The following is a 20,275-nucleotide window of genomic DNA, read 5'->3' on the forward strand; positions in this document are numbered from 1 at the left end:
AGAGGCTTTACCTTTTCCCGTATGAACTCAAAGCTGATGTGTTTATCGATCTTGCGCAGCATGTGATCTTTCGGCACTAGATCTTCGATGGAGACGAATTCGTAGGCAGTTTGTTTACCGTTGGAATGTCGTAGCATAACTGATCACCGTCCATTAATTGTTATCTATATTATACCATATTAACGCGGTGTCGTCTTAAACTACGCGCAAATAAAAAGAGCTGTCGAGACTTTCTCGACAGCCTGACCGTCTTTCGCTATGGAAAGACGGCTTTGCCTATCTTAGGTTACTGCCCGAGTTGACGATTAAAGACTCTACGGGTTCGTTTTGTTCCTCAGGATAGCGGTTCGCGTAGCGTTGTCCCACTGCACATCCAATCCGATTTCTTCGGCAAAGAACCGAACCGGTACATACGTCAGATCCTGCTTGATGTAAGGAGCCGTATCCGTATCCTTCAACACGCCCTCTTTTCCATCTTCCTCACGCTTCACACCCGTCCGGCCCACGTACAGCTCGATGGCGACTCCATCCTTCGCAAGCCGAACTGCCCTTGTCTCCTCGTCGAATGTTACCTCGTAACCAAGCGCCTCCGTGATCGCCCGGACAGGAACCATGGTCCGGCCGTTGTCGATCTCGGGAGCGGCATCGAACACGATCTCCCTCTGGTCGAGCGCAACCTTCACGGTACGGTCGCCGTCTGCCGTAATCGAAGCGGGAAGCCGGTAAGGCTGGAGCTTACGGATTCTGTTATTGTACGCATCAGCGACAAGAATGCTGCCGTCGGCAAGCAGGGCCACATCGCTCGGCCGATGAAACTCCGCATATGCCTCGATCCCATCGCGCGTACCGGTCGCTTGACTCGGCGCCCCGGCAAGCGTCGTCACCTCTCCGTCCAGCAAATAACGGATCGAATGGTTCTGGCTATCTGCGATGATAACTCCGCCTTCATCCGTCACAGCCAGACCCCGAGGGAAATTAAAGGCTGCTGCGTCCGCTGTTCCATCGGCATAGCCTCCGGGCACATACAGATCCTTCAATCGTTCCGCCTTCCCGCTCCCCGCTGCCGTGCTCACGGTTCCCTTGGCCAGATCGATATAGCGAATACGCTGATTACCGGAGTCGCTGACGTACAAATTACCCTTGGCATCAAGTGCCAGACCGCTCGGCTCATTGAACCTTGCAGACGCCAAAGCCCCGTCGAGAAAATCGCCCGCTTCCGAAGCCTGACCCTTTGTCACTTCCACATACCGGTCGGATGCCGCGTTCAGCGTCTTCACTTCTCCATCCGGCGCGATGCTTCTTATGAGATGATTCAGCGTATCGGCCACATAGACCGTACCGTCAGAAGCTACCGCCACATCTTGCGGACTGTGAAAGCGCGCCTTGCTTCCTTGGCCGTCCGCGCTTCCGAATATGCCGTCGCCGGCAAGGGTCGTTACCCGGCCGTCCGCATCCACTTTACGGATCGCATGATTGTCTTTGTCAGCGACATACACATTGCCCTGGGCATCTGCAGCAATGCCGGCCGGCTGGAAGAACAGGGAGGCGTTGCCCTTGCCGTCCAGCAGTCCGCCCACCGGCAACCCTTTCGCATCCTTCTGATAGAACAAGCCCGCTTCACGGGATACTTCGCCTTCGGCGAGCTTGCGCAGCTCATGGTTCCGCGTATCGGACACGATAATCGTGCCGTCCGGCTTGACCGCGAGACCCTCGGGGAGCCGGAAGCTGGCCAGAAGCGCCTTGCCCCCCGCATTCCCCAATTCTCCGCTGCCGGCTTCTGTAGTCACTTGCATCAGGAGTCTGTTGTCCGACCCGCGCAGCGCATCCGAGGAAAGCGCGGCAGCCGAGACTCCTGCTCCTCCCGCGAGAGAGGAGGCTAATAGGGATAATGCGATGATTTTAAGTGCTCGATTCATTGGCTTCTCCTTCCACTCCGATCGGAACATTATGGGATCAACTTGACGCTAATCGCATCCTGGCTGTTTAAAGGCAGCTCGTACACGGTATGGCCTTGCTTGTTGACGACCTTCACATACAGCAGCTTAACCGCAGATGCCGCGGGTGCGCCTGATTGGATCTGCAGCGGAATCGTCACCAGCTTCGCCGGACTCTGCCCAAGTACAATGTCCGGCACCGTTCCCGTGCCCGCCGTTTGGAAGCGGACGCCCGCGAAGATCAGCTCTCTCATGCCTGCAGAGGGCTGCTTCTGATTCAAAGTCTCTGCCGAGTTCGCCCCGCTGAAGATCGTCTGACCGCTGTCAGGCAGCTGGGTCGGCCCTGTATAGGTCAGAGCGCTTGCATCGTACTGAAGATGCGCCTGCACACCGTAAAAGGCTTGATCTGCACCGAAATTCTCCATTTCGAGCTGAAGCTGAACTTGCCCACCGGCTGCTTGGCCGACTTGTTTCAGCGAAACCTTCGGCTGCGCTGCCGGCTGCGTTCCGTTAATCGTGATGGACGGCAGCGGCTTGCCCACGCTCTTGTAGCCGTTCTGAACCGCGTGGGCCGTCAAGGAATGAACGCCGACAGGCAGTTGATTCAGCGTGAACACCACTTCCTCGGAGCCTTTGCCCGGAGCTGAAGCAAGAACCGAGCCTTGGCCCGACAACTCGATGCTCGTCCCCTCGGAAGCCTTCAGCTTAATGATAACCGGCTCACCGGCATTGGCCGTAATAGCTTGACCCGGACTTACGAGGACCGGAGCGGCAGGAATGACCGTGATGGCGGGAAGCGAGAGAATCGAGCTCGTTCCGGCTCCGTTCGTCGCTACCGCCTCCAGCTCCAGCTTGCCGACCGAAGCAGGCTTGAAGGTGAGCGTCACCGGCGTGGAGCTGCCAGCGCCCCGGCTAGTAGCCAAGGTCTGCCCGCTCTTGGTTCTAAGCATGACCGTGCTGTCGGACTGGGCCGTCAGCCGCACCTGGACATCCTCGTTAACGACCGCTTCGGTCTCGACGGCCGGAGCGATCAGTACAGGTCTTCCCGGAACAGACTCCGAGTCGCTTGAGCCGGAGTCGGAATCGTTCGATCCGGTTGGCCTGCTTGGAGTGTTGGGAGTATTGGGCGCACTTGGCTGCTGGTTCTTCTTGCTGTTTTCTTCGAACGCCTTCCTGGCCGCCTCACTTAACTGGGCTTTCATAGCTTCTTCCGCTTTTTTTGCCGCTTCGAGGGCCGCTTGCCGGTTGGCCTCGTCGATCCGTTTTCTATCTTCTTCAACCTTAGCAAGCATCTGTTCAAGTCTTTTCTTGTTTTCCTCGAGCTGCTTCCGCTCAGCCTCCAGCTTCGCCTGTCTTTCCTTCTCGGCTCTTGCCTTCTCGGCTTGCTTCTGCTTCTCTAGCTCCGGATCGAGTCCGGCTGCTTTATCGAACGGGGTGACCTTGCTCAAATCCAGCTTTTGGGCGGGATTCTGGATCTGACGGTTAATATCATCAATGAGTCTCTGATCGATTTTCCTGCTGTCTATAGCTTCTTTGGCTAGGAGGGGAATCAGCCTGTCGAAGTTTTGGACGATTCTGTCGAGCTCCTCCTGATTTGCATAGCTCAAGGTCGAATGCCCATCGGGCATCCGCTCACCCCCGGCCAGCGCAATTTCCAGCTTGCTCCTCAATAATTCATTTTCGGATCGGATATCCATCATGCTTCTTAACATCTGCTCGATCACCGTGGGTGAAGCTTGCTGGACTAAGGTCTCCAGGTCAATATAATCAACCCCGGTTCCCAGATCTGAAGGCGTTGAGAAGTCAACATGGATCTGCTGTGCCGGATAAATGTTGACTGGCCTTGACTGCTGATCCGAGCCGCTATCCGTGCCGTCCCGGCCTGGCTGCGAGGTTTGGACAATACCGGATCCCACGGCCAAATACGCGTTGCCTGTAGCCGGATTTATGGAGACAAAGAAATGCGTGCCCCGCACACCCATGACCGCAGTCGGCGTATCTACCTCAAACTCGTCCTCGGAGCTGACAATCGATTTGACCTTGCTCCAGACGGAGCCTGCCCAGGTTTTGATTTTGGATTTCTTCCCTCCGTCGTCCATCAGTTCGGAGATGTAAACCTCCGCATTCTCACCGATCGTGACTTCATCATTGCGATCCACAATATTCAACACGACGGAAGCTCCGGGACCGGTTACAATCAGATCGCCCTGATTCAGGGACAGCTCCGGGTAGACGCTGATCGAGCGCGAGCCCCCTGCTTTCGTATACGTAACGTCGCCTGTTACCGAGGTGACCACAGCGGAACGTACAGATTTGGCAGCTGCCGGAGAAGCCAAAACTGCCGAGAACAGACTCATGACTAGCGTCAGTACCAGAATCATCGACAGGATGGCTTTCTGTTGCGGCCTATGTATTCGAATTGCATGTCTCACGTTATAAGTTCCTCTCCTCCATGTAAGAATAAGTCCTTGTCCTTCTTTGCGATACCCTCATTTTAAGGTCGCTCCTGGCATTAATCAACGAATTTTCGCGAAAAATGCCGAAAAGGTATGAACATTCACATTATTTCCTAGGAAATGCGTGCTGCTTTTGTTGACGCCGTAACAGGGGCGCCCTTCATTCCCGTCACCTCGTACAATTTCAAAGGGACGCTCTTCCCCTTCATCAGCTTTTCCCCGGCATAGCTATATTCGAAGTAGTCCTTGGTCAGCTCATAGGTTACTTCAGATACAAGCACCTGATTGGGCTCCGTGTTCGACTCGATCCGGGCCGCCGTATTGACGTTGTCCCCGATCGCCGTATAATCCACACGGAGGTAAGATCCGATGTTTCCTACGACAACATCCCCCGTATTGATCCCGATGCCTACGGCTATCGTTACCCCGTATTTCTCAAGCACGTCGGCCCTTACCTTCTCCATCCCCTTCTGGATTTCGAAGGCGGTTTTAACCGCATAGTACGGATGGTCCTCCACGTCCAGAGGTGCGTTATACAGAATCATAGCCGCATCCCCGATGAACTTATCGATCGTTCCGTGGTTTTCCAGGACCCGCTCGGTAATTAAATTGAACATTAAATTTAAGAAATCGACGACCTCTTCCGGCTTCAGCTTCTCGGATAACGGCGTGAAGCCGCGGACGTCGAGGAAAAGAATGGTCAGCTCCTTGCTGATGCCTCCCAATTGAATTTCCTGCTCGCTGGTCGCGATTTCCTTCACCAGATCGGGAGAAATATAGCGTCCGAACTGCTTCGTAATGTAATTTTTCTGCTTGGTTTCAAAATACGTTTTCATGGAGATATTGCCGAGATAAGCCAATAACCCGCAGGCCACCGCATTAATCACTTCGATATACAGCAGCTTGGAAGAGAACAGGATAGATTGCCCGGCCAGAAGGGCTATGGTGATGGCGAGCATCAGGAGCGCGCCGGAGGTGGCTCTCAGCCGCCAGGTGACAATCCCCGAGAGTAGAGCTGCGATGACCGCAATACCGATCTCCAGCATGGTCCCGGCACGAGTAATGACCTGGTCCTTAAGAATTTGATTCAAAATATTCGCATGCGCGTACACCAGATGCATATGGTTTTCGATAGGTGTGATGCCTTCATCGGAGCCTGGCGCCACATAGCCGACAAGCACGAGCCGGTCCTTGAAGGCGGAAGCGGGGACCTTGCCTTGAATGACGTTGTAGAAGGAAACGGTTTCGAAGTCAAACTCCTTCGCATCCCAACGGATAATCATCTCCGACTTGGGCCGGTTCTTAAGAAGAGGGAGGTTCAGATAACGATCCGTATCCACTCCGGCCAGCTGCGCCATCGCAAGGCCCAGCGAAGGAAACACACCCTCCGGCGTGTCGATCTGCAGCCAATTCGTGCGCACGACCCCGTCCGTCGGATCGAAAGCGGCATTGATATGAGCCCGGTTCGCGTGCTGCCTGAACATCGGGATAGGCTCCTGAACCGCGCGCGCTTTCATCAGCTCTCCTGCCGCCACCTTCGTGCTGCGGTCGAACTGGCTCTCCAGCAGGGCATGAGACGGAAGTATGATATTGCTATGCTTGGAGAGCTCCTCCGCAAGCGCCCGGTCGCTCTCCGGCTTGCTGCTCTCCGTATACAGCTCGATATCGAAGCCGATCACCTTGGCCCCGCCCTGCTCCAGCTTCTCGATCAGCTTCGCATATTCCTTGCGGTCCCACGGGTAAGGTCCCACTTCCTTGATCGATTGCTCATCGATGCCCACCACCACGATATCCTCATGAGGCTCCTGGGACATCGTACCCTTGAGATTCCAGGTGAACACCTGATTGGACAGCACCTGCAGCCAGCCATAGGACAAAAGCAGGACACAGAGCAGTACGATCAACGAATTACCCAGAATAATAACGGTCGATTTGTTTAATTCCTTCTTCATGGATAGCCCCCAACGCTTTAGTCTGACGACTATATCTTACCATACATAGTGGAATGATAGGGTGAAGAAATTAACCGAATGCGCGAAAAAAAGCCTACTCCCGGCAAAGGGAATAGGCCATTAGTCATACTTAGTTGTCGTGCCGCCTCATTTAGTTAAATGGAGTGTCGGCTACTTTAATAGAGTCAGTCGGGCAGCCGTCTTGCGCATCCTGCAGATCGTCGTACAGATCCTCAGGAATTTCGGTCACGCCTTTGTTGCCGTCGTTCTCATAGATGACTTCAGCCAGACCTTCGTCGTCGTAGTCATAAATGTCAGGTGCTGTGGCACCGCAAGCGCCACAGGCGATACAGGTATCTTTTTCGACCCAAGTGTATTTAGACATGTTTCATCTTCCTCCTCAATGGTTATGCAGCATATACCTTATCCTAAAATATAATATTATAAAAGGAAGGAAAGTTCAAATAGAAAGTATGGAAAGATCGAATCTGCGAACGAGAACGATTCGCCCTCCCCTTATCCGCTCTCATCGTCCTCATCCAACCCCTTCAGCCTCAGGTGGTCCATCTGCAGGGACGTGCCTCTCACCTTGCTGTTGCGGATCAAGGCGGACGGGTCGTCGCTCAGCATCCCTGCCGTCAGAACGGCACTCTCTCCGAACTTGTCCCGCAGCGCATCGAGCGTACGGTTTAACTTCTCCTTGACCGGCTGCTTCTCGTAGCTGAACAAATCCAGCTGGACGGCGGCTTCGCTGCGAGGCGTCAGGCTCTGGAGCGTGATGCCGAGCAGACGAACGGGGTCGCCCTCCTTCCAATACCGGTCGAACAGTTTGCAGGCCATCCGGTAAAAGTCATCTGCGCTTTCGGAAGGCTCCTGGAGCTTGGCCGCCCGGGTGATGGTCTTCATATCCGGATCGCGCACGGTGATCGACACCGTGTGCGCCATCAGCTCCTGTCTCCGCAGCCGGCGCCCCACCTGATCCGCTATGTTCAGCAGCACCCGGTGCAGGTCTTCGCGGCGGGAATAATTGACAGGCAGCGTCGTCGTATGACCGATCGACTTGCTTTGCTCCCGCTCCGGATTAACCGGGCTATCGTCTTCCCCATGAGCGGCCCGCTTCAGCCAGCTGCCCAGCACGCCGAACTGTTGAATAAGCAGCCTTTCGTCCGCCCTGGCCAGCTCGCCCAGCGTGCGGATATTGAGCCGGGCCAGCTTATCGGCTGTTTTTCGGCCGATACCGAACATCGTCGCGCACGGACTCGGCCACAGCACGGCGGGCACATCCCGCTTGCGCAGCACCGAGATGCCGTTTGGCTTACGCATATCCGATGCCATCTTGGCCAGCAGCTTGTTGGGAGCTACACCAATGGAGCAGGGCAGCCCGAGCTCCTCCCGGATGCGCCGCTGGATCGTACCGGCTATTTCGAGCGGGGTTCCCATGGACTTGGAGCCCGTAATATCTACATAGCATTCGTCGATAGACATGGTTTCGACAAGCGGCGAATAGTCATAAGCAATTTTCATAAATCGTCTGGAGAACTGCCGGTACAGGTCGAAATCCGGACGGATCAGCATGAGCTCGGGGCACTGCTTCAACGCCTGACTGACCAGCATGCCCGTCTTGACCCCTCTGGCGCGAGCCACATAAGAGCAGGTAACGACAACTCCTTTGCGCAGCTCGACGCTGCCTGCCACGGCAGTCGCTTTGCCTTGGTACAACTCAGGCTCCACGGCCTCATGAACCGAGCAGTAGAACGCGTTCATATCGATATGCAGGATGACTCTGCCGTTAACCGGATAGGCATGGGCCGCCGGCTGCTCCGGGATGTATTCCGTCATGGCTTCAGCTTCCCCTCCGGTCCGTCTATCTTTAAGTGTAATAGGAGCAGGAGTTCGGGTCAACCGGCGTTTGACTTTTATGTTTTTTCTATGAGCATACCCGTTGCCCGGAACAATGTGCTATAATAATGAATTATATTTTGCGCATAGACAAGCTATACGAAACAGGAGGATTCCTATGACTGGCACGGTAAAAATATTCGATACGACGCTCCGCGACGGCACACAAGGGGAAGGTGTCAGCTTGTCTGTCGAAGATAAGCTCAAAATCGCCCAAAAACTTGACGCGCTCGGGGTTACTTATATAGAAGGCGGCTGGCCGGGCAGCAACAACAAGGATATTGAATTTTTCGTCCGGGTCAAAGAGCTGGGACTGAGCCAGGCCAAGATATCGGCCTTCGGCAGCACGCGGCGCAAAGACACGCTGGCGTCCCAGGATGCCAACCTGAACCGCATCTTGGAGGTCGGTGTATCGGTGGCATCGATTTTCGGGAAATCGTGGGACTTTCACGTTCATACGGCGATTCAGACCACGCTCGAAGAGAACTTGGCGATGATTTACGACTCGGTTCTCTACTTGAAGCAGAACGGCCTGGAAGTGATTTATGATGCGGAGCATTTTTTCGACGGTTACAAGAACAACCCCGAATATGCCCTCGCGACGATCCGCAAAGCGGAAGAAGCAGGCGCGGACTGGATCGTGCTGTGCGATACGAATGGCGGCACGCTGCCTCACGAGGTCAGCGAGATCGTAGGAGCGGTTCGTCAGCATGTGCAGGCGCCGATCGGCATCCATGCCCATAATGACTGCGAGCTGGGCGTTGCCAACAGCCTGGCTGCCGTTATGGCGGGCGCTACCCAGGTGCAAGGAACCATCAACGGTTACGGCGAGCGCTGCGGCAATGCCAACCTCGTATCCATTATCCCGAACCTTCAGCTGAAGCTGAAGTATGACGTGATCAGCGAGGAGCAGATCGCGACACTGACCAGCGTAGCCCGCTTCGTCAGCGAGATCGCGAATATGCACATGCCGATCAACCAGCCCTACGTGGGAGCAGCCGCATTCGCCCACAAGGGCGGCATCCACGTATCGGCGATTCTCCGGAACGCCAGCACGTACGAGCATCTGAAGCCGGAGCTGGTTGGGAACAAGCAGCGCGTTCTCGTATCGGAGCTCGCCGGCCAGAGCAACCTCGTGTTCAAGGCGCAGGAGCTGGGACTGGATTTCGACATCAACAACCAGCAGACGAAGCAGCTGATCGATCGAATCAAGGAGATGGAGCATCACGGCTACCAATTCGAAGGCGCGGATGCTACCCTAGAGCTTCTGATCCGCAATGCGTACGGCAAGCTGGAGGAGATTTTCACGCTTGAATCGTTCAAAATTATGGTCGCCAAAAACTTGAATCAACCGGTCGTATCGGAAGCGATCGTCAAGTTAAAGGTGCATGGCGAGACCTGTTATAACGCAGCCGAGGGCAATGGCCCGGTCAATGCCTTGGACAACGCGCTGCGCAAATCGTTAATGGCTTATTATCCCGGGATTCAGCATATCCATCTGACCGACTATAAAGTCCGCGTTCTTGATGAAAAAGACGCTACCGCCGGTAAGGTGCGGGTATTGATCGAATCGTCCGACTTCCAGAATACATGGAGTACGGTCGGCGTCTCCGAGAATATTATCGAGGCGAGCTGGCAGGCGCTGGCGGACAGCATCCGATATGCGCTGCTTAACCAGACCAGATCCGACAGCAAGCCGGAAGGACAAAAGGAACGGCTCGGTCTTGTCAACCATTGATCCTTGTTTCCCCAGAGCTGCAGCTGAGCGCATCAAGCGCCGGCTGCGGCTCTTTGTATTCGTTTATGCGGATTCGCCCTCCGGTTCCCTCCCCGGCACAGCTGTCCTTACAGAGACGATCTATACCGCTGGTTCCGATGCAATGAGCTTCTTTATTTTTTGTTCCAGCGCCTCGGGGGAGAGCACATGAATCGTCTCCACGAGCCTGCCCTGTTTGTCGATCAGGAAGCTGGTCGGGACGAAAAGTATGCGAAAATCCTCTGCCGCTTTGCCTGTCGTATCCAGCAATACCGGGAACTCCAGCTTGTATCGGTCCACGAATGACTTTACCTCCTTCAACCGGTCTTCTTTGGTTACATTGACGGCATACAGATCGAATTGGCTGCCGTAGCGCTCATAGACCTGCTTCAGCGCGGGGGCCTCTTCATGGCACGGTCCGCACCAGGACGCCCAGAAGTTCAACAGCATCGGCTTGTCGCGTTCGCCGCCTACCCGGTATTCCTTCCCATCCAAGCCCTTCAAAGCTTCGACGGGAACCGGAAGCTCCTTCCCAATCACCGGCCTTGCCGAGGCCGTGGCCGTCTCGACCATTCGGTCGGCACGCACCATCTGCCAGATGCCCGTAAGCACGAGCGCGAGCGCGGCCGCTGCGAACCATGCATTCTTATTTTTCATCCTATGGGCTCCTCTTCAGCTTGTTCTCTGGCTACCAGTATTCCCATCTCTCGCCTGCCCGATTCGAATGGGAAACGTTGTCTGGCCTCTCCCGCATGAGGCGCGAAGCGCCTGGGCACATTAACCTCAACATTTGCGTTGTGGGAGGTCAGTCGTCAGCCATGGAAAAAACGAAAAAAAAGCTGCTTTCGATTACGTTCGAGAGCGATATAACGGCGGATGAGCAATCCGGCGAGTCAAGCAAACCAGATACCGGCAAAGCCAAATCAGAGAAGGCCAGCTCCAAAGGGCTGATCTGGGAGTTTATCGCCATCGCCTCCGTTCCCCTGGTACTTGTACTTGGTAACTCTATGCTGGTCCCTATTCTGCCTGATATGCAGGAGAGGCTCGGGATCAGCCAATTTCAAAGCAGTCTGGTGATTACACTGTTTTCCGTCACCGCCGGCCTTGTTATCCCGATATCGGGTTATTTATCCGACCGTTTCTCGCGCAAAGCCGTGATGATCCCTTCGTTGATTATATATGGCGGGGCAGGCGTCCTGGCAGGTATGGGGGCTGTTTGGAACTCTTACACCATTATTATCATTGCGAGGGCTATACAAGGCCTGGGAGCCGCAGGCACCGCTCCTATCGCGATGGCGCTGGCAGGCGACCTTTATAAGGACGGGACGGAAAGCAAAGCGCTCGGGCTCACCGAGGCATCCAACGGCTTCGGGAAAGTAGTAAGTCCGATCTTCGGCTCTCTGCTTGCCCTCATCGTATGGTATGCGGCTTTCTTCGCTTTCCCGGTATTTTGCCTGCTCTCCCTGCTGGCGGTCATGTTCCTGCTTAAGGAACCCAAGCGAACCGAAGCGCCTCCCAAGCTGAAGGATTATATCCGCCAAATAGGCGGCGTATTGAAGAAGAAGGGCCGCTGGCTGATCACCTCTTTCTTCGCAGGCTCGGCTGCCCTGTTCGTGCTGTTCGGGGTTCTATTTTATTTATCCGACATATTGGAGGTAGCTCCTTACCGGATCGAGGGGGTACGGAAAGGGATGATGTTGGCCGTTCCGCTGCTGGGATTGGTCGTCACCTCGTACACAACCGGCTCGCTGATTAAGAAAAACGGAACGTTGATGCGCTGGCTGATCAATATAGGACTTGCCGTCATGACCCTGGCACTCGGCCTATGCATCTTTTTCTATAAGTCCAATTTGTACGTTTTCATCGGTTTGTTGACCTTGAGCAGCATCGGCACGGGGCTCCTGCTCCCCTGCCTGAATACGATGATCACAGGGTCGGTGGAGCGGGAACAGCGAGGCATGATTACTTCCATCTACAGCAGCTTGAGATTTCTCGGCGTAGCCTTCGGCCCTCCCCTGTTCGGCTGGATGATGGACAAGTCTCATCAGCTCGTTTTTATTACCGTCGCTTCGTTGACAGCCCTGACCCTCGCATGCGTCTTTTTTCTGGTAAAGCCTCAAGGATCCTTGGGGGGGTAGGCAAGCTGAGGGAACCCTTGTATACTGGGGCATAATCTTATCCAGAATCATACGAGGGCAACAACCAATGACGAAAACAAACAGCATATCTATTCAACGGGCCGCCCTCCAGGCCCTTTTGGATCATTGCAACAGTTCCCTTCCCTATGAAGGCTGCGGCTTGTTATTCGGCTATGTCACGGATAGGCCTCAAATCACAAGCTTCGTTCCGGTCGACAATGTTGCCTCTGAACCCCGGCACGCCTTTCGGATGAGCCCGCAGCAGTTGATTAGCGCCTTGTATAACCAGCCGCCCGGTAACGGGACTTTACTGGGCGTCGCCCATTCCCATCCCGCCGGTCCGGCGGTTCCTTCAGCGGACGATCTCGAATCTCATTGGCATACGCTGCCAAGCCATTGGATCGTATCGTTCCCATGTCTCGATAGCGATGGACTATCCGGGCCTTCTTACCACGCCTACCGGTATGAAGCCCTAGGCGGGAAGAGACCTTCTGCCGTACCGCTGGTTATACGCGTTATCCCCTAGCAGAGCCAAGTCCCCCGGACGTCGTGTCACGGTATTCGAAGAGATCTAATGACGGCTGAGCTGCGTGTACAGATCCCCGAGCGTCTGAACATCGCGGCTGCTCGCTTCGTCAAGCAGCTTAATCCATAGCTCCGCGGTCATTCTGGCGTCTTCCAATGCATGATGCCTGCAAGTGACCTCCACGCCGTATCTATCCAATAGCGTATCCAGATCGTAGGCTTTCAGCTGCGGATTCAGCCATTTGGCCACCATCATCGAGTCCAGCACCCGATGGGTCAGGTTCACCCTTGACGTTCGCCACAGCGCCGCATTTAGAAAATGCTTATCATGTCCGCTCCCATGGGCAATCAGCACCTTATGCTGGACGAATTCCAGAAAGCCGCGCAGCGCCTCCACAAGCTCCGGTGCTTCGGACGCTTCTTGGCTGCTGATCCCTGTCAGCTCTTCAATGTCAGGCGGAATGTCTCGTTGCGGATTGACAAGACTGTAATAAGTGAAGTCAGCCGCTACCTCCGAGCCTGTAACGGACACGGCCCCGATGGAAATAATGGCATCTCCGTTATAGGGCGAGAAACCGGTCGTTTCCAGATCGAAGACGACGGCTTCTACGGATTGAAGCGGGATTTCAAACAAGGATCGTTTGCGCTGCTCTTTCATAACCGATCGGATAAAGGCCATATGCTGGGCGCTCTGCATGTCAAACATCGAGGTGATTGCAGGGGTCAGCCCTCCCATTTTATACAGGCTCCACAACCTTCCGGCAGGTCTCATATCCTTCATTCGAGCCCACTCTGCCTTTTGCCATTCTCCAGTTCGCGCTCGTGAAGGATCGTTTTCTTCACAAACTTCTGCAGCTCGCCGGCAACGCGAAGACAATGCTTCAGCTCCTTCGTGCGGCTGGGGGTAAGCAGATCCGGCGTTAGTATGCCGCGTGACGAGTACCTTCCATCCTGCAGCTGAAAAGACGTCGTCGAGCGCAGCTTCAGCACGATAGCGAGCGCGTCAAGCCAATCCTGTCCGATCTCACCCTGCACATGTCCGCCTGCGATAAGCAGCCGAATTCTTTCTTCCGTAGAAGTCACGCTTATCCCGGCCTCCAGCGCGAGCAGACGGATTCCGTTTACGATCGGAATATAGGCGCCGTATTTGACATCGACTCCTCCTGCATCCTCTCCGTAGCGCTCCTTGATCAGCTGTCCGAAAATACCGATAGACACCTTATGGCGCAAAGTATTACGCTGTATATGGGCGTACATGGCCGGATGCTCTTGGATAAATCCAACTAAACGCTCCAAGAGCCGGTCCCCCAGATGGCGAGCTCCGTGCAGCACACGAAGATCCGCTGCGATGAGTAAATAACGTACATGCTCCCAATCCGGATCGGCCAACCAGTTGTCCAGCATCCGACGGTAGCCGGAAAAGGGCTGTCTCCACCTCGGACTCGTACACAGGACTCCCCCGCTGCAGGGGGGATAGCCCACAGCCTCCAGATTCGCCGAAATACGTCCAGCTAGCGCCTCGAAGAAGGATCTCGCCCGTCCCCGAAGCTCTTCGTCCTGCGTATCCTCATACAGGATTCCATTGTCCTGGTCACTCCACAACGTTTGCTCCCTTCGGCCGCCGCTGCCAAACAGTAGGAAGGCGTACGGAAGAGGAACAGGCTCGTCCAGCTCCGCACACAGCCCATGTTCGGTCATAGCCAGGACTCTGCCGATCACCAGGTCGTGGAATCGATTGACCTCCTCATTCCATGTTAGAGGAGACTCCATGGAGAGATGTCCGAGAAATGTGTCATGGGCACGGTGGCGCAGCTCCCGGAGCTCCAGGAAATTCCGGGCCTCTGACGCTTCTTGATACAGGCTGATCCATGCTGGATGTTTCATCCTTATAGCCCCCTCCAACTAGCTTCCGTTATGTAGCAGCGTTAACCTTCCTGATCATTTTTAGTGACTTTAAATGACGTGACGTGATATGATTATTGTCATTATATGCACATCAAAGTAGGTGCGCAACAATTTCTTATTGATTTCAAGAAAATAACGACAACTATTCTGACATATTATCTTCTTTACCCGGATAAACACATGAATTCCTTTCTTTCTTTCCAGCAAGCATAACGTTTGACTGTACGGTTTGGAATGAGTATCATTATAGAAAAAGAGGTGAGCGAACATGGGGATATGAAGCTTTATAAAATCGGCGAGCTGGCCCGCATCTCGGAGGTCAGTCTGAGGACCATCGATTACTATACCAAGCTTGGACTCATTCAGCCCGAGGCCAGGTCCGATACGAACTACCGATTGTATAGCGATGAAACCTTGATGAGGCTCAAACGTATTGAATCGTTAAAGCGTGAGAAATATAGCTTGGAGGAGATCAAGGCGGATCTCTCCCTATGGAACAAGGTAAGCCGCGATGAGCTGGTGACGGATAAGCTGACATCTTTGCAGCTCAAGCTGATGCAGCTGGAGAAAGAAGTTCGGGAAGTTGGCCCTCTTGTCGAGAAGCTCAAGCCCAAGCAGCTTAAGAACCTGCATCAGAAGCTGACGCCTTCTGCAGCGGCCTGCATCGAAGCTCTCCTTCTTTTGATGGGAAAAGGCCCTCTATCTTAGACTATTTTTTCACCCCACTACACATACGGAGGGAATGGAATTATGTTTTTTCACCCGATGGATTTTTTAATCTTCATTGCATTCGGCCTTTCCATTTGGGCCCAATTCCGGGTTAAGGGCACCTTTAACAAGTGGTCAGACGTTCCTGTCCACTCCGGGATGACCGGGTACGAAGCCGCAAGACGTATGCTCGATGCCAACGGCCTGCACGATGTACCTGTCGAGCCTGTCCCAGGAGCGCTGACAGACCATTACGACCCTATCGCCCGTGCCGTCAGACTATCCGAGCCGGTCTACTACGAACACTCGATATCGGCTGTTTCAGTAGCCTGCCATGAAGTTGGCCACGCTATCCAGCATAAGGTTCACTATCCGATGCTCGTTATGCGCCACCGCATGTTCCCCGTTGTGAATCTGACCTCCGGGGTCGCGCCCTTCATGATACTGGCGGGTTTATTTTTCCAGCAATTTAATTTCCTTCTCGGTCTTGGGATTGTTTTCTTCTCTGCAGCGGTAGCCTTCCAACTGGTCACCCTGCCCGTCGAGTTCAACGCGAGCAACCGGGCGCGCGATCTGATGGTCGCCGAGGGCTTTATCACCAACGACGAAGAACGCGGCGTCGCCAAGGTTCTGAATGCTGCCGCCCTTACTTATGTAGCGGCTGCCCTGATTTCCTTGCTTGAGCTGCTCAAGTACATCATGATCTTCAACAGCCGCAATAACGATTGACGATTGATCCCAGCACAAGTAAGCCGCCAGCCCTGCAAGAGCAGGAAGCTGGCGGCTTTTATCATAAAGGCCGGACTAGCAGCAGCGGACTTACTTCACATCCCGGTTGTGGAAGAAATCGAGCAGAAATTTGCGGAAGCCCTCGGCGACAAGCGGCAGCTTCTCTCCGGAACGCTGGATAAGTCCCACACTGCGAGTCACCCTCGGTTCCGTCACCTTGACCTTGGCCGGTTGAAGCTGGCTGATCTCCGTAAGCGCCATCTCCGGGAGCATACTGACTCCCATTCCCGCTGCAACAAGTCCCCTGATCGTATCGGTTTCTTCCCCCTCAAAGCCGATATTCGGATTAAAGCCGGCCTTAGCGCAAGCCTCAAGCACGATGTTTCTAAGGGAGTATTCCTCGCTGAACATTACGAACGACTCGTTTTTCAACTGCTCCAGACGGATCACTTCCATCTCCGCAAACACATGCCCTTGGGGCACGATGGCATAAAGCTCCTCCAAGAGCAGCAGCTCTCCGCTGACATGGGCATGCTTCTCCGGGAAGGGCGAAATAAACGACAAATCGATCTCGCCTTTCATCACGTCGCGGATCAGGCTGTTGTAAGTCCCCTGGCGCAAGCGGAACTTGACCTTCGGGTGCGATTCGCGGAACCGGGCCACTACCGTAGGCAGCAAATAGATGCCAAGACTATGCGGAAAGCCGATTCGTATCTCTCCCTGCTCAGGGTCCATGAACTCATGCACCTCGCTTACCACACGCTCCAGATCGGTCAGGATGCCCTCTACTCTGCCCAGAAAGAGCTTGCCTACAGGAGTCAACTGAAGATTCCGTCCCTTCTGCACGAACAATAGAACGCCCAGCTCCTGCTCCAGTTGATGAATCTGCCGGCTGACCGCCGACTGCGCCACATGCAATTCCTCCGCCGCTTGGGTCACATGCTGCTTGCGGGCTACTTTGACAAAATATTGCAATTGTCTCAATTCCACCGAACATCCTGCCTCCTGTACTTCCGTACCCCATACTCTATATTGGACAAGGTCTCCCTTTAAAGCTTATAATAATACTCGGTGAAATACCAATCATTCTCAAGACGCTAAAGGAGGCCCATGTACACATGGCACAAGCTACCCTGAAAGGCAACCCGATCACGCTTGTTGGCACGACGCTGCAAGTCGGCGACAAGGCACCTGACTTCACGGTGAACAAGAACCTTCTCGAAACCGCATCTCTTTCCGATTACGCGGGAAAAGTGAAGCTTATCAGTGTAGTGCCTTCTTTGGATACTGGCGTTTGCGATGCGCAAACTCGCCGTTTCAATGAAGAAGCCGCCAAACTCGGCGACAATGTCGTCATCCTGACGATCAGTAACGATCTGCCTTTCGCCCAATCCCGTTGGTGCGGCAGCGCAGGCATCGACAAAGTCATCACGCTGTCCGATTACAAGAACCACTCGTTCGGCAAAAACTACGGCGTTCTGATTCAGGAGCTTCACCTGCTGATGCGCTCCATCTTCGTCATCGACGCTAACGATACGATCCAATACGTTGAATACCTCAGCGAAATGACCGATCACCCGAACTATGAAGCAGCCGTTGACGCGGTTAAGAAACTCGTTTAATCCGTAAAAAATAAAAACAGCGTGGATCTCCACGCTGTTTTTATTTCGTATATCTTACAAGCGCAGCCGTTCAAGATCATTCATTGATTTTATAAACAGCCAGCTTCTTGTCGATTTGCTTAAAAATGTCAAGAATGGTTCGATAGTTGGACCCCAGATCACCAAGCGATCCCCGGGAAGCCGAGTAAATATCAATGGCCGTTTTGACCGGATTGATACCAAAGAGCGTTACGGTAATATCTTGTGTACGGCCGGTAATCGTTTTTTTCTCGAGCACGATCTCTCCGACATTGCGCACTTCATGCAGCAGCTTGTACCCGTTGAGCTTCTTAAACATGTTGATGACTTCATCCCAAGCCTGGTCTTTGGAGATTTTATAATAACGGGTCTTCAGCAGCGGATCCTTGGCTTTCTCTCCCGTCGTTTCGTGGCTGCGGATCAGACCTATTAAGGTTCGCTGTAGCAACACATTCCCTCCCATACGAAGTGCCTTATCTATTCGGGTTTAAACTATCCTTTATCATATCACTGTTTAGAAGGAAGAGAAAGGGGGAAAGCGCTTTTTCTACAAAAAAGATACCGCGGACCGCTTCCTTCTCCATTTGTCCCCGCACCAAAGACCGCCTTCGACAAGCAAGTGTTCGCCCTGCCCCACCAGCCTGCTTGGCTCAGATTAAGCTACATTCGCGCTTACCTTAGACAACAACCGTTCCTGCCTCCAGGTCATCCAGCGAAGCCTGGACCCCCTTCTTGGCCGTTAGAATCGATTCTCAGCTCCAGCAGAAGCAGCTTGTCTCCCAAAAAGCCGCATCGATGCCGATGCGGCTTACTGACTGGTTACTATTAGAATACCGATTGGGCTGCGCCTTCCCAGTCCTTCAGGAAGCGATCGATGCCCACATCCGTCAGCGGATGGCGAATCATCTGCTGGATCACTTTATAAGGTACTGTGGCTATATGGGCGCCAAGAAGAGCCGCATCGATCACATGGGTCGTCGTTCTCACACTGGCGGTAATAATCTCCGAGGGAATGTCGTGCACTTGGAAAATCTCGCTGATTTCCTGAATCAAATTCATGCCGACCTGGTTAATATCGTCCAGACGCCCTACAAATGGCGAAACATACGTTGCGCCGGCCCGCGCGGCAAGCAAGGCCTGCGTCGAGCTGAATATAAGCGTGACGTTCGTCTTGATCCCTTGCTCGGCAAAACGCTTGGTAGCGATCAGACCGTCTTCGGTCATCGGTACTTTAACGACGATTCCTTCGCCCAGCGCGGCAAGCTTCTTGCCCTGTTCAACCATCTCATCGGCCTTCAGGCTGATGACTTCTGCACTGATCGGCAGGTTGCCCACGATAGACGCGATTTCTTTTACCGTTTCAAAAAAGTCTCTTCCCTCTTTGGCGATCAAGGAAGGATTAGTCGTGACGCCTGCAATCACCCCGAGCTCATGCGCCTTGCGAATTTCTTCCACATTGGCCGTATCGATGAACAGCTTCATTTCCTACATCCCTTCTATGTATCTTCAGTTTTGGGCACAAAAAAACCCGCAAATGCCGTCCGGTTCCGTGTCTCGAACCTGCTCAAAGCAGGTGGGTGTCCGCAGAATCGGTTTTGAGATCCCTTTTCGAGGGCATGTCAGCCGCGATTCAATGTAGGTCTCCCGAGAAACAGTCATTGGTTCAAAACAACGTTAAAACCGAGACGTACATCGCAGGATTTTGTTGTAGTCTTATTATAGTCCAATACGATTCGAAAGTAAACCTGAGGCTTTCAGCCAATGCTGGGGGCGCCGACCAATTACACTTTATCGGTCTTGTCGCCGGTATCCTGCTGCGGTGCATAACCCGGAGCTTCGTCCCTCTTGGGCGTCTCGCCCGCCAGTGCAGCCTCCTGCTCATCCAGCTCATCGCGTTCGCCGTCTTCCTGGTCCTTGGCGAGCAGCGCCTGCTGCTTATCTTGGAGCTTACCGAAGATTTGATTGAAATGCCAGAAGGAGGTTACGGCGATCAAGCTCCCCATGAAGAAAGGGATCAGGAAAGTAAACATGAAGAAGCTGACATAAAAGATAATACCGTTTACGACAATCATCGACAGCGAGCGAATCGGACTGCCTATCGTAATAAGCACGGCATTTTTGACGATCTGCAAAGTCTTCATATGCAAATGCGTCAGAATAGAGAAGAAGTGGAACATCGAAATAATCAGCAATACCGAAATGGATAAAACAAGAAAGCGCAATATACCGAACATCCCGGCCTGATTGCCGTAAAACCGGAAATTAGCGACAAGCACAGCTGCAAACACCAAATAGAGGAGCCCGCCAAGCATGGCTTGAACATAGTTCGATTTATATCCCCGGAAGAAGGTCTTGAACAGCGGTACATCCTCATCGCCTGTGACCCACTTGCGCGCTACAGTGAACATAGCCGCAGTGGCGGGAAACAACGTAAACGGTGCCAAAACTCCCATGAGCAAAAACGCAAAATAAATATCGCCTTCGGTAATATTGGGCATAAACATCGGTATCGCGGCCAGGAAAAACGGAATACTGCATATAACCCACAACACATTAATGACGGATAACCGCATAATCCACTCGGATATTCGGTAAAATCCACCCATGACTCCTCTAAACTCCAAAACGACGCC

General features: G+C 53.6%; 18 protein-coding genes, 1 other RNA gene and 1 pseudogene. 6 read left to right on the forward strand and 14 right to left on the reverse strand.

Translation table 11 applies throughout. The annotated features are described in order from the left end of the window. From GSF01_RS01760 to GSF01_RS01785, 6 genes and pseudogenes are all read right to left on the reverse strand, one after another. Window positions 1-137, reverse strand: a pseudogene (locus GSF01_RS01760) (IS5/IS1182 family transposase); the annotation flags it as partial. 177 nt (window positions 138-314) lie between these two features. Continuing rightward, window positions 315-1,916 (reverse strand): stalk domain-containing protein, encoded by a 1,602-nt coding sequence (locus GSF01_RS01765; RefSeq protein ID WP_159881314.1) that lies wholly within the window; start codon window positions 1,914-1,916, stop codon window positions 315-317. Window positions 1,917-1,945: 29 nt separating this feature from the next. Further along, complete coding sequence (locus GSF01_RS01770; RefSeq protein WP_159881315.1) at window positions 1,946-4,366, reverse strand: FecR domain-containing protein; 2,421 nt, start codon at window positions 4,364-4,366, stop codon at window positions 1,946-1,948. 137 nt (window positions 4,367-4,503) lie between these two features. Beyond that, window positions 4,504-6,342: a CHASE2 domain-containing protein gene (locus tag GSF01_RS01775; protein WP_159881316.1), complete on the reverse strand. Its 1,839-nt coding sequence runs from the start codon at window positions 6,340-6,342 to the stop codon at window positions 4,504-4,506. Window positions 6,343-6,493: 151 nt separating this feature from the next. After that, window positions 6,494-6,727 carry a ferredoxin gene (locus tag GSF01_RS01780; protein ID WP_159881317.1) on the reverse strand — a complete coding sequence of 78 codons (234 nt, stop codon included), beginning with the start codon at window positions 6,725-6,727 and terminating at the stop codon, window positions 6,494-6,496. A 131-nt stretch (window positions 6,728-6,858) separates the two neighbouring features. Next, a complete protein-coding gene (locus tag GSF01_RS01785; RefSeq protein ID WP_159881318.1) occupies window positions 6,859-8,181 on the reverse strand; it encodes a DNA polymerase IV in 1,323 nt (440 codons plus the stop codon). A gap of 178 nt (window positions 8,182-8,359) precedes the next feature. On the opposite strand from GSF01_RS01785, the gene cimA reads away from it, so the two are divergent. Further along, window positions 8,360-9,979, forward strand: a complete 1,620-nt coding sequence (gene cimA, locus GSF01_RS01790) for a citramalate synthase (RefSeq protein ID WP_159881319.1) — start codon at window positions 8,360-8,362, stop codon at window positions 9,977-9,979. 120 nt (window positions 9,980-10,099) lie between these two features. Here the strand turns inward: cimA and GSF01_RS01795 are convergent, their stop codons facing one another. After that, window positions 10,100-10,654 (reverse strand): TlpA family protein disulfide reductase, encoded by a 555-nt coding sequence (locus GSF01_RS01795; RefSeq protein WP_159881320.1) that lies wholly within the window; start codon window positions 10,652-10,654, stop codon window positions 10,100-10,102. A gap of 161 nt (window positions 10,655-10,815) precedes the next feature. On the opposite strand from GSF01_RS01795, the gene GSF01_RS01800 reads away from it, so the two are divergent. After that, entirely contained in the window at window positions 10,816-12,135 is a 1,320-nt protein-coding gene (locus GSF01_RS01800) for an MFS transporter (RefSeq protein WP_159881321.1), read from the forward strand. 67 nt (window positions 12,136-12,202) lie between these two features. Further along, complete coding sequence (locus GSF01_RS01805; RefSeq protein ID WP_159881322.1) at window positions 12,203-12,661, forward strand: Mov34/MPN/PAD-1 family protein; 459 nt, start codon at window positions 12,203-12,205, stop codon at window positions 12,659-12,661. A gap of 45 nt (window positions 12,662-12,706) precedes the next feature. On the opposite strand, the gene GSF01_RS01810 is transcribed toward GSF01_RS01805, so the two are convergent. Then, window positions 12,707-13,441 carry an exonuclease domain-containing protein gene (locus GSF01_RS01810; RefSeq protein WP_159881323.1) on the reverse strand — a complete coding sequence of 245 codons (735 nt, stop codon included), beginning with the start codon at window positions 13,439-13,441 and terminating at the stop codon, window positions 12,707-12,709. Beyond that, on the reverse strand, window positions 13,438-14,544 hold the full coding sequence (locus GSF01_RS01815) for a DUF294 nucleotidyltransferase-like domain-containing protein (RefSeq protein WP_159881324.1): 1,107 nt from the start codon (window positions 14,542-14,544) through the stop codon (window positions 13,438-13,440). The genes GSF01_RS01810 and GSF01_RS01815 overlap by 4 nt, the downstream gene beginning before the upstream one ends. Before the next feature lie 297 nt (window positions 14,545-14,841). Between GSF01_RS01815 and GSF01_RS01820 the strand changes: the two genes are divergently transcribed. Together GSF01_RS01820 and GSF01_RS01825 are read left to right on the forward strand one after the other, a co-directional pair. Next, window positions 14,842-15,273, forward strand: a complete 432-nt coding sequence (locus GSF01_RS01820; RefSeq protein ID WP_159881325.1) for a helix-turn-helix domain-containing protein — start codon at window positions 14,842-14,844, stop codon at window positions 15,271-15,273. A 42-nt stretch (window positions 15,274-15,315) separates the two neighbouring features. Beyond that, the gene (locus GSF01_RS01825) at window positions 15,316-16,002 is read left to right on the forward strand and encodes a zinc metallopeptidase (RefSeq protein ID WP_159881326.1); all 687 of its coding nucleotides are present in this window, start codon (window positions 15,316-15,318) and stop codon (window positions 16,000-16,002) included. Window positions 16,003-16,092: 90 nt separating this feature from the next. On the opposite strand, the gene GSF01_RS01830 is transcribed toward GSF01_RS01825, so the two are convergent. Further along, entirely contained in the window at window positions 16,093-16,992 is a 900-nt protein-coding gene (locus tag GSF01_RS01830; RefSeq protein WP_159881327.1) for a LysR family transcriptional regulator, read from the reverse strand. A gap of 128 nt (window positions 16,993-17,120) precedes the next feature. On the opposite strand from GSF01_RS01830, the gene tpx reads away from it, so the two are divergent. Next, window positions 17,121-17,624: a thiol peroxidase gene (gene tpx / locus GSF01_RS01835; RefSeq protein WP_159881328.1), complete on the forward strand. Its 504-nt coding sequence runs from the start codon at window positions 17,121-17,123 to the stop codon at window positions 17,622-17,624. A gap of 76 nt (window positions 17,625-17,700) precedes the next feature. On the opposite strand, the gene GSF01_RS01840 is transcribed toward tpx, so the two are convergent. From GSF01_RS01840 to GSF01_RS01855, 4 genes are all read right to left on the reverse strand, one after another. Further along, entirely contained in the window at window positions 17,701-18,090 is a 390-nt protein-coding gene (locus tag GSF01_RS01840) for a DUF1499 domain-containing protein (protein ID WP_159881329.1), read from the reverse strand. 377 nt (window positions 18,091-18,467) lie between these two features. Further along, window positions 18,468-19,124, reverse strand: a complete 657-nt coding sequence (gene fsa / locus GSF01_RS01845) for a fructose-6-phosphate aldolase (protein ID WP_159881330.1) — start codon at window positions 19,122-19,124, stop codon at window positions 18,468-18,470. A gap of 39 nt (window positions 19,125-19,163) precedes the next feature. Next, a non-coding RNA gene (gene ssrS, locus GSF01_RS01850) (6S RNA) lies at window positions 19,164-19,346 on the reverse strand. A gap of 77 nt (window positions 19,347-19,423) precedes the next feature. Continuing rightward, window positions 19,424-20,266, reverse strand: a complete 843-nt coding sequence (locus GSF01_RS01855) for a YesL family protein (RefSeq protein ID WP_159881331.1) — start codon at window positions 20,264-20,266, stop codon at window positions 19,424-19,426. Between the last annotated feature and the right edge of the window lie 9 nt (window positions 20,267-20,275).

Origin of the sequence: Paenibacillus puerhi, from assembly GCF_009846885.1 — a bacterium.
Taxonomy (GTDB): Bacteria; Bacillota; Bacilli; order Paenibacillales; family NBRC-103111; genus Paenibacillus_G; species Paenibacillus_G puerhi.

Bases quoted from the DNA above. Each gene is read 5' to 3' on its own strand.
- GSF01_RS01765 (WP_159881314.1), bottom strand. From the start codon at position 1,916: ATGAATCGAGCACTTAAAATCATCGCATTATCCCTATTAGCCTCCTCT.
- GSF01_RS01785 (WP_159881318.1), bottom strand. From the start codon at position 8,181: ATGACGGAATACATCCCGGAGCAGCCGGCGGCCCATGCCTATCCGGTT.
- GSF01_RS01775 (WP_159881316.1), bottom strand. From the start codon at position 6,342: ATGAAGAAGGAATTAAACAAATCGACCGTTATTATTCTGGGTAATTCG.
- cimA (WP_159881319.1), top strand. From the start codon at position 8,360: ATGACTGGCACGGTAAAAATATTCGATACGACGCTCCGCGACGGCACA.
- GSF01_RS01810 (WP_159881323.1), bottom strand. From the start codon at position 13,441: ATGAAGGATATGAGACCTGCCGGAAGGTTGTGGAGCCTGTATAAAATG.
- GSF01_RS01820 (WP_159881325.1), top strand. From the start codon at position 14,842: ATGAAGCTTTATAAAATCGGCGAGCTGGCCCGCATCTCGGAGGTCAGT.
- tpx (WP_159881328.1), top strand. From the start codon at position 17,121: ATGGCACAAGCTACCCTGAAAGGCAACCCGATCACGCTTGTTGGCACG.
- GSF01_RS01815 (WP_159881324.1), bottom strand. From the start codon at position 14,544: ATGAAACATCCAGCATGGATCAGCCTGTATCAAGAAGCGTCAGAGGCC.
- GSF01_RS01805 (WP_159881322.1), top strand. From the start codon at position 12,203: ATGACGAAAACAAACAGCATATCTATTCAACGGGCCGCCCTCCAGGCC.
- fsa (WP_159881330.1), bottom strand. From the start codon at position 19,124: ATGAAGCTGTTCATCGATACGGCCAATGTGGAAGAAATTCGCAAGGCG.
- GSF01_RS01795 (WP_159881320.1), bottom strand. From the start codon at position 10,654: ATGAAAAATAAGAATGCATGGTTCGCAGCGGCCGCGCTCGCGCTCGTG.
- GSF01_RS01800 (WP_159881321.1), top strand. From the start codon at position 10,816: ATGGAAAAAACGAAAAAAAAGCTGCTTTCGATTACGTTCGAGAGCGAT.
- GSF01_RS01825 (WP_159881326.1), top strand. From the start codon at position 15,316: ATGTTTTTTCACCCGATGGATTTTTTAATCTTCATTGCATTCGGCCTT.
- GSF01_RS01780 (WP_159881317.1), bottom strand. From the start codon at position 6,727: ATGTCTAAATACACTTGGGTCGAAAAAGATACCTGTATCGCCTGTGGC.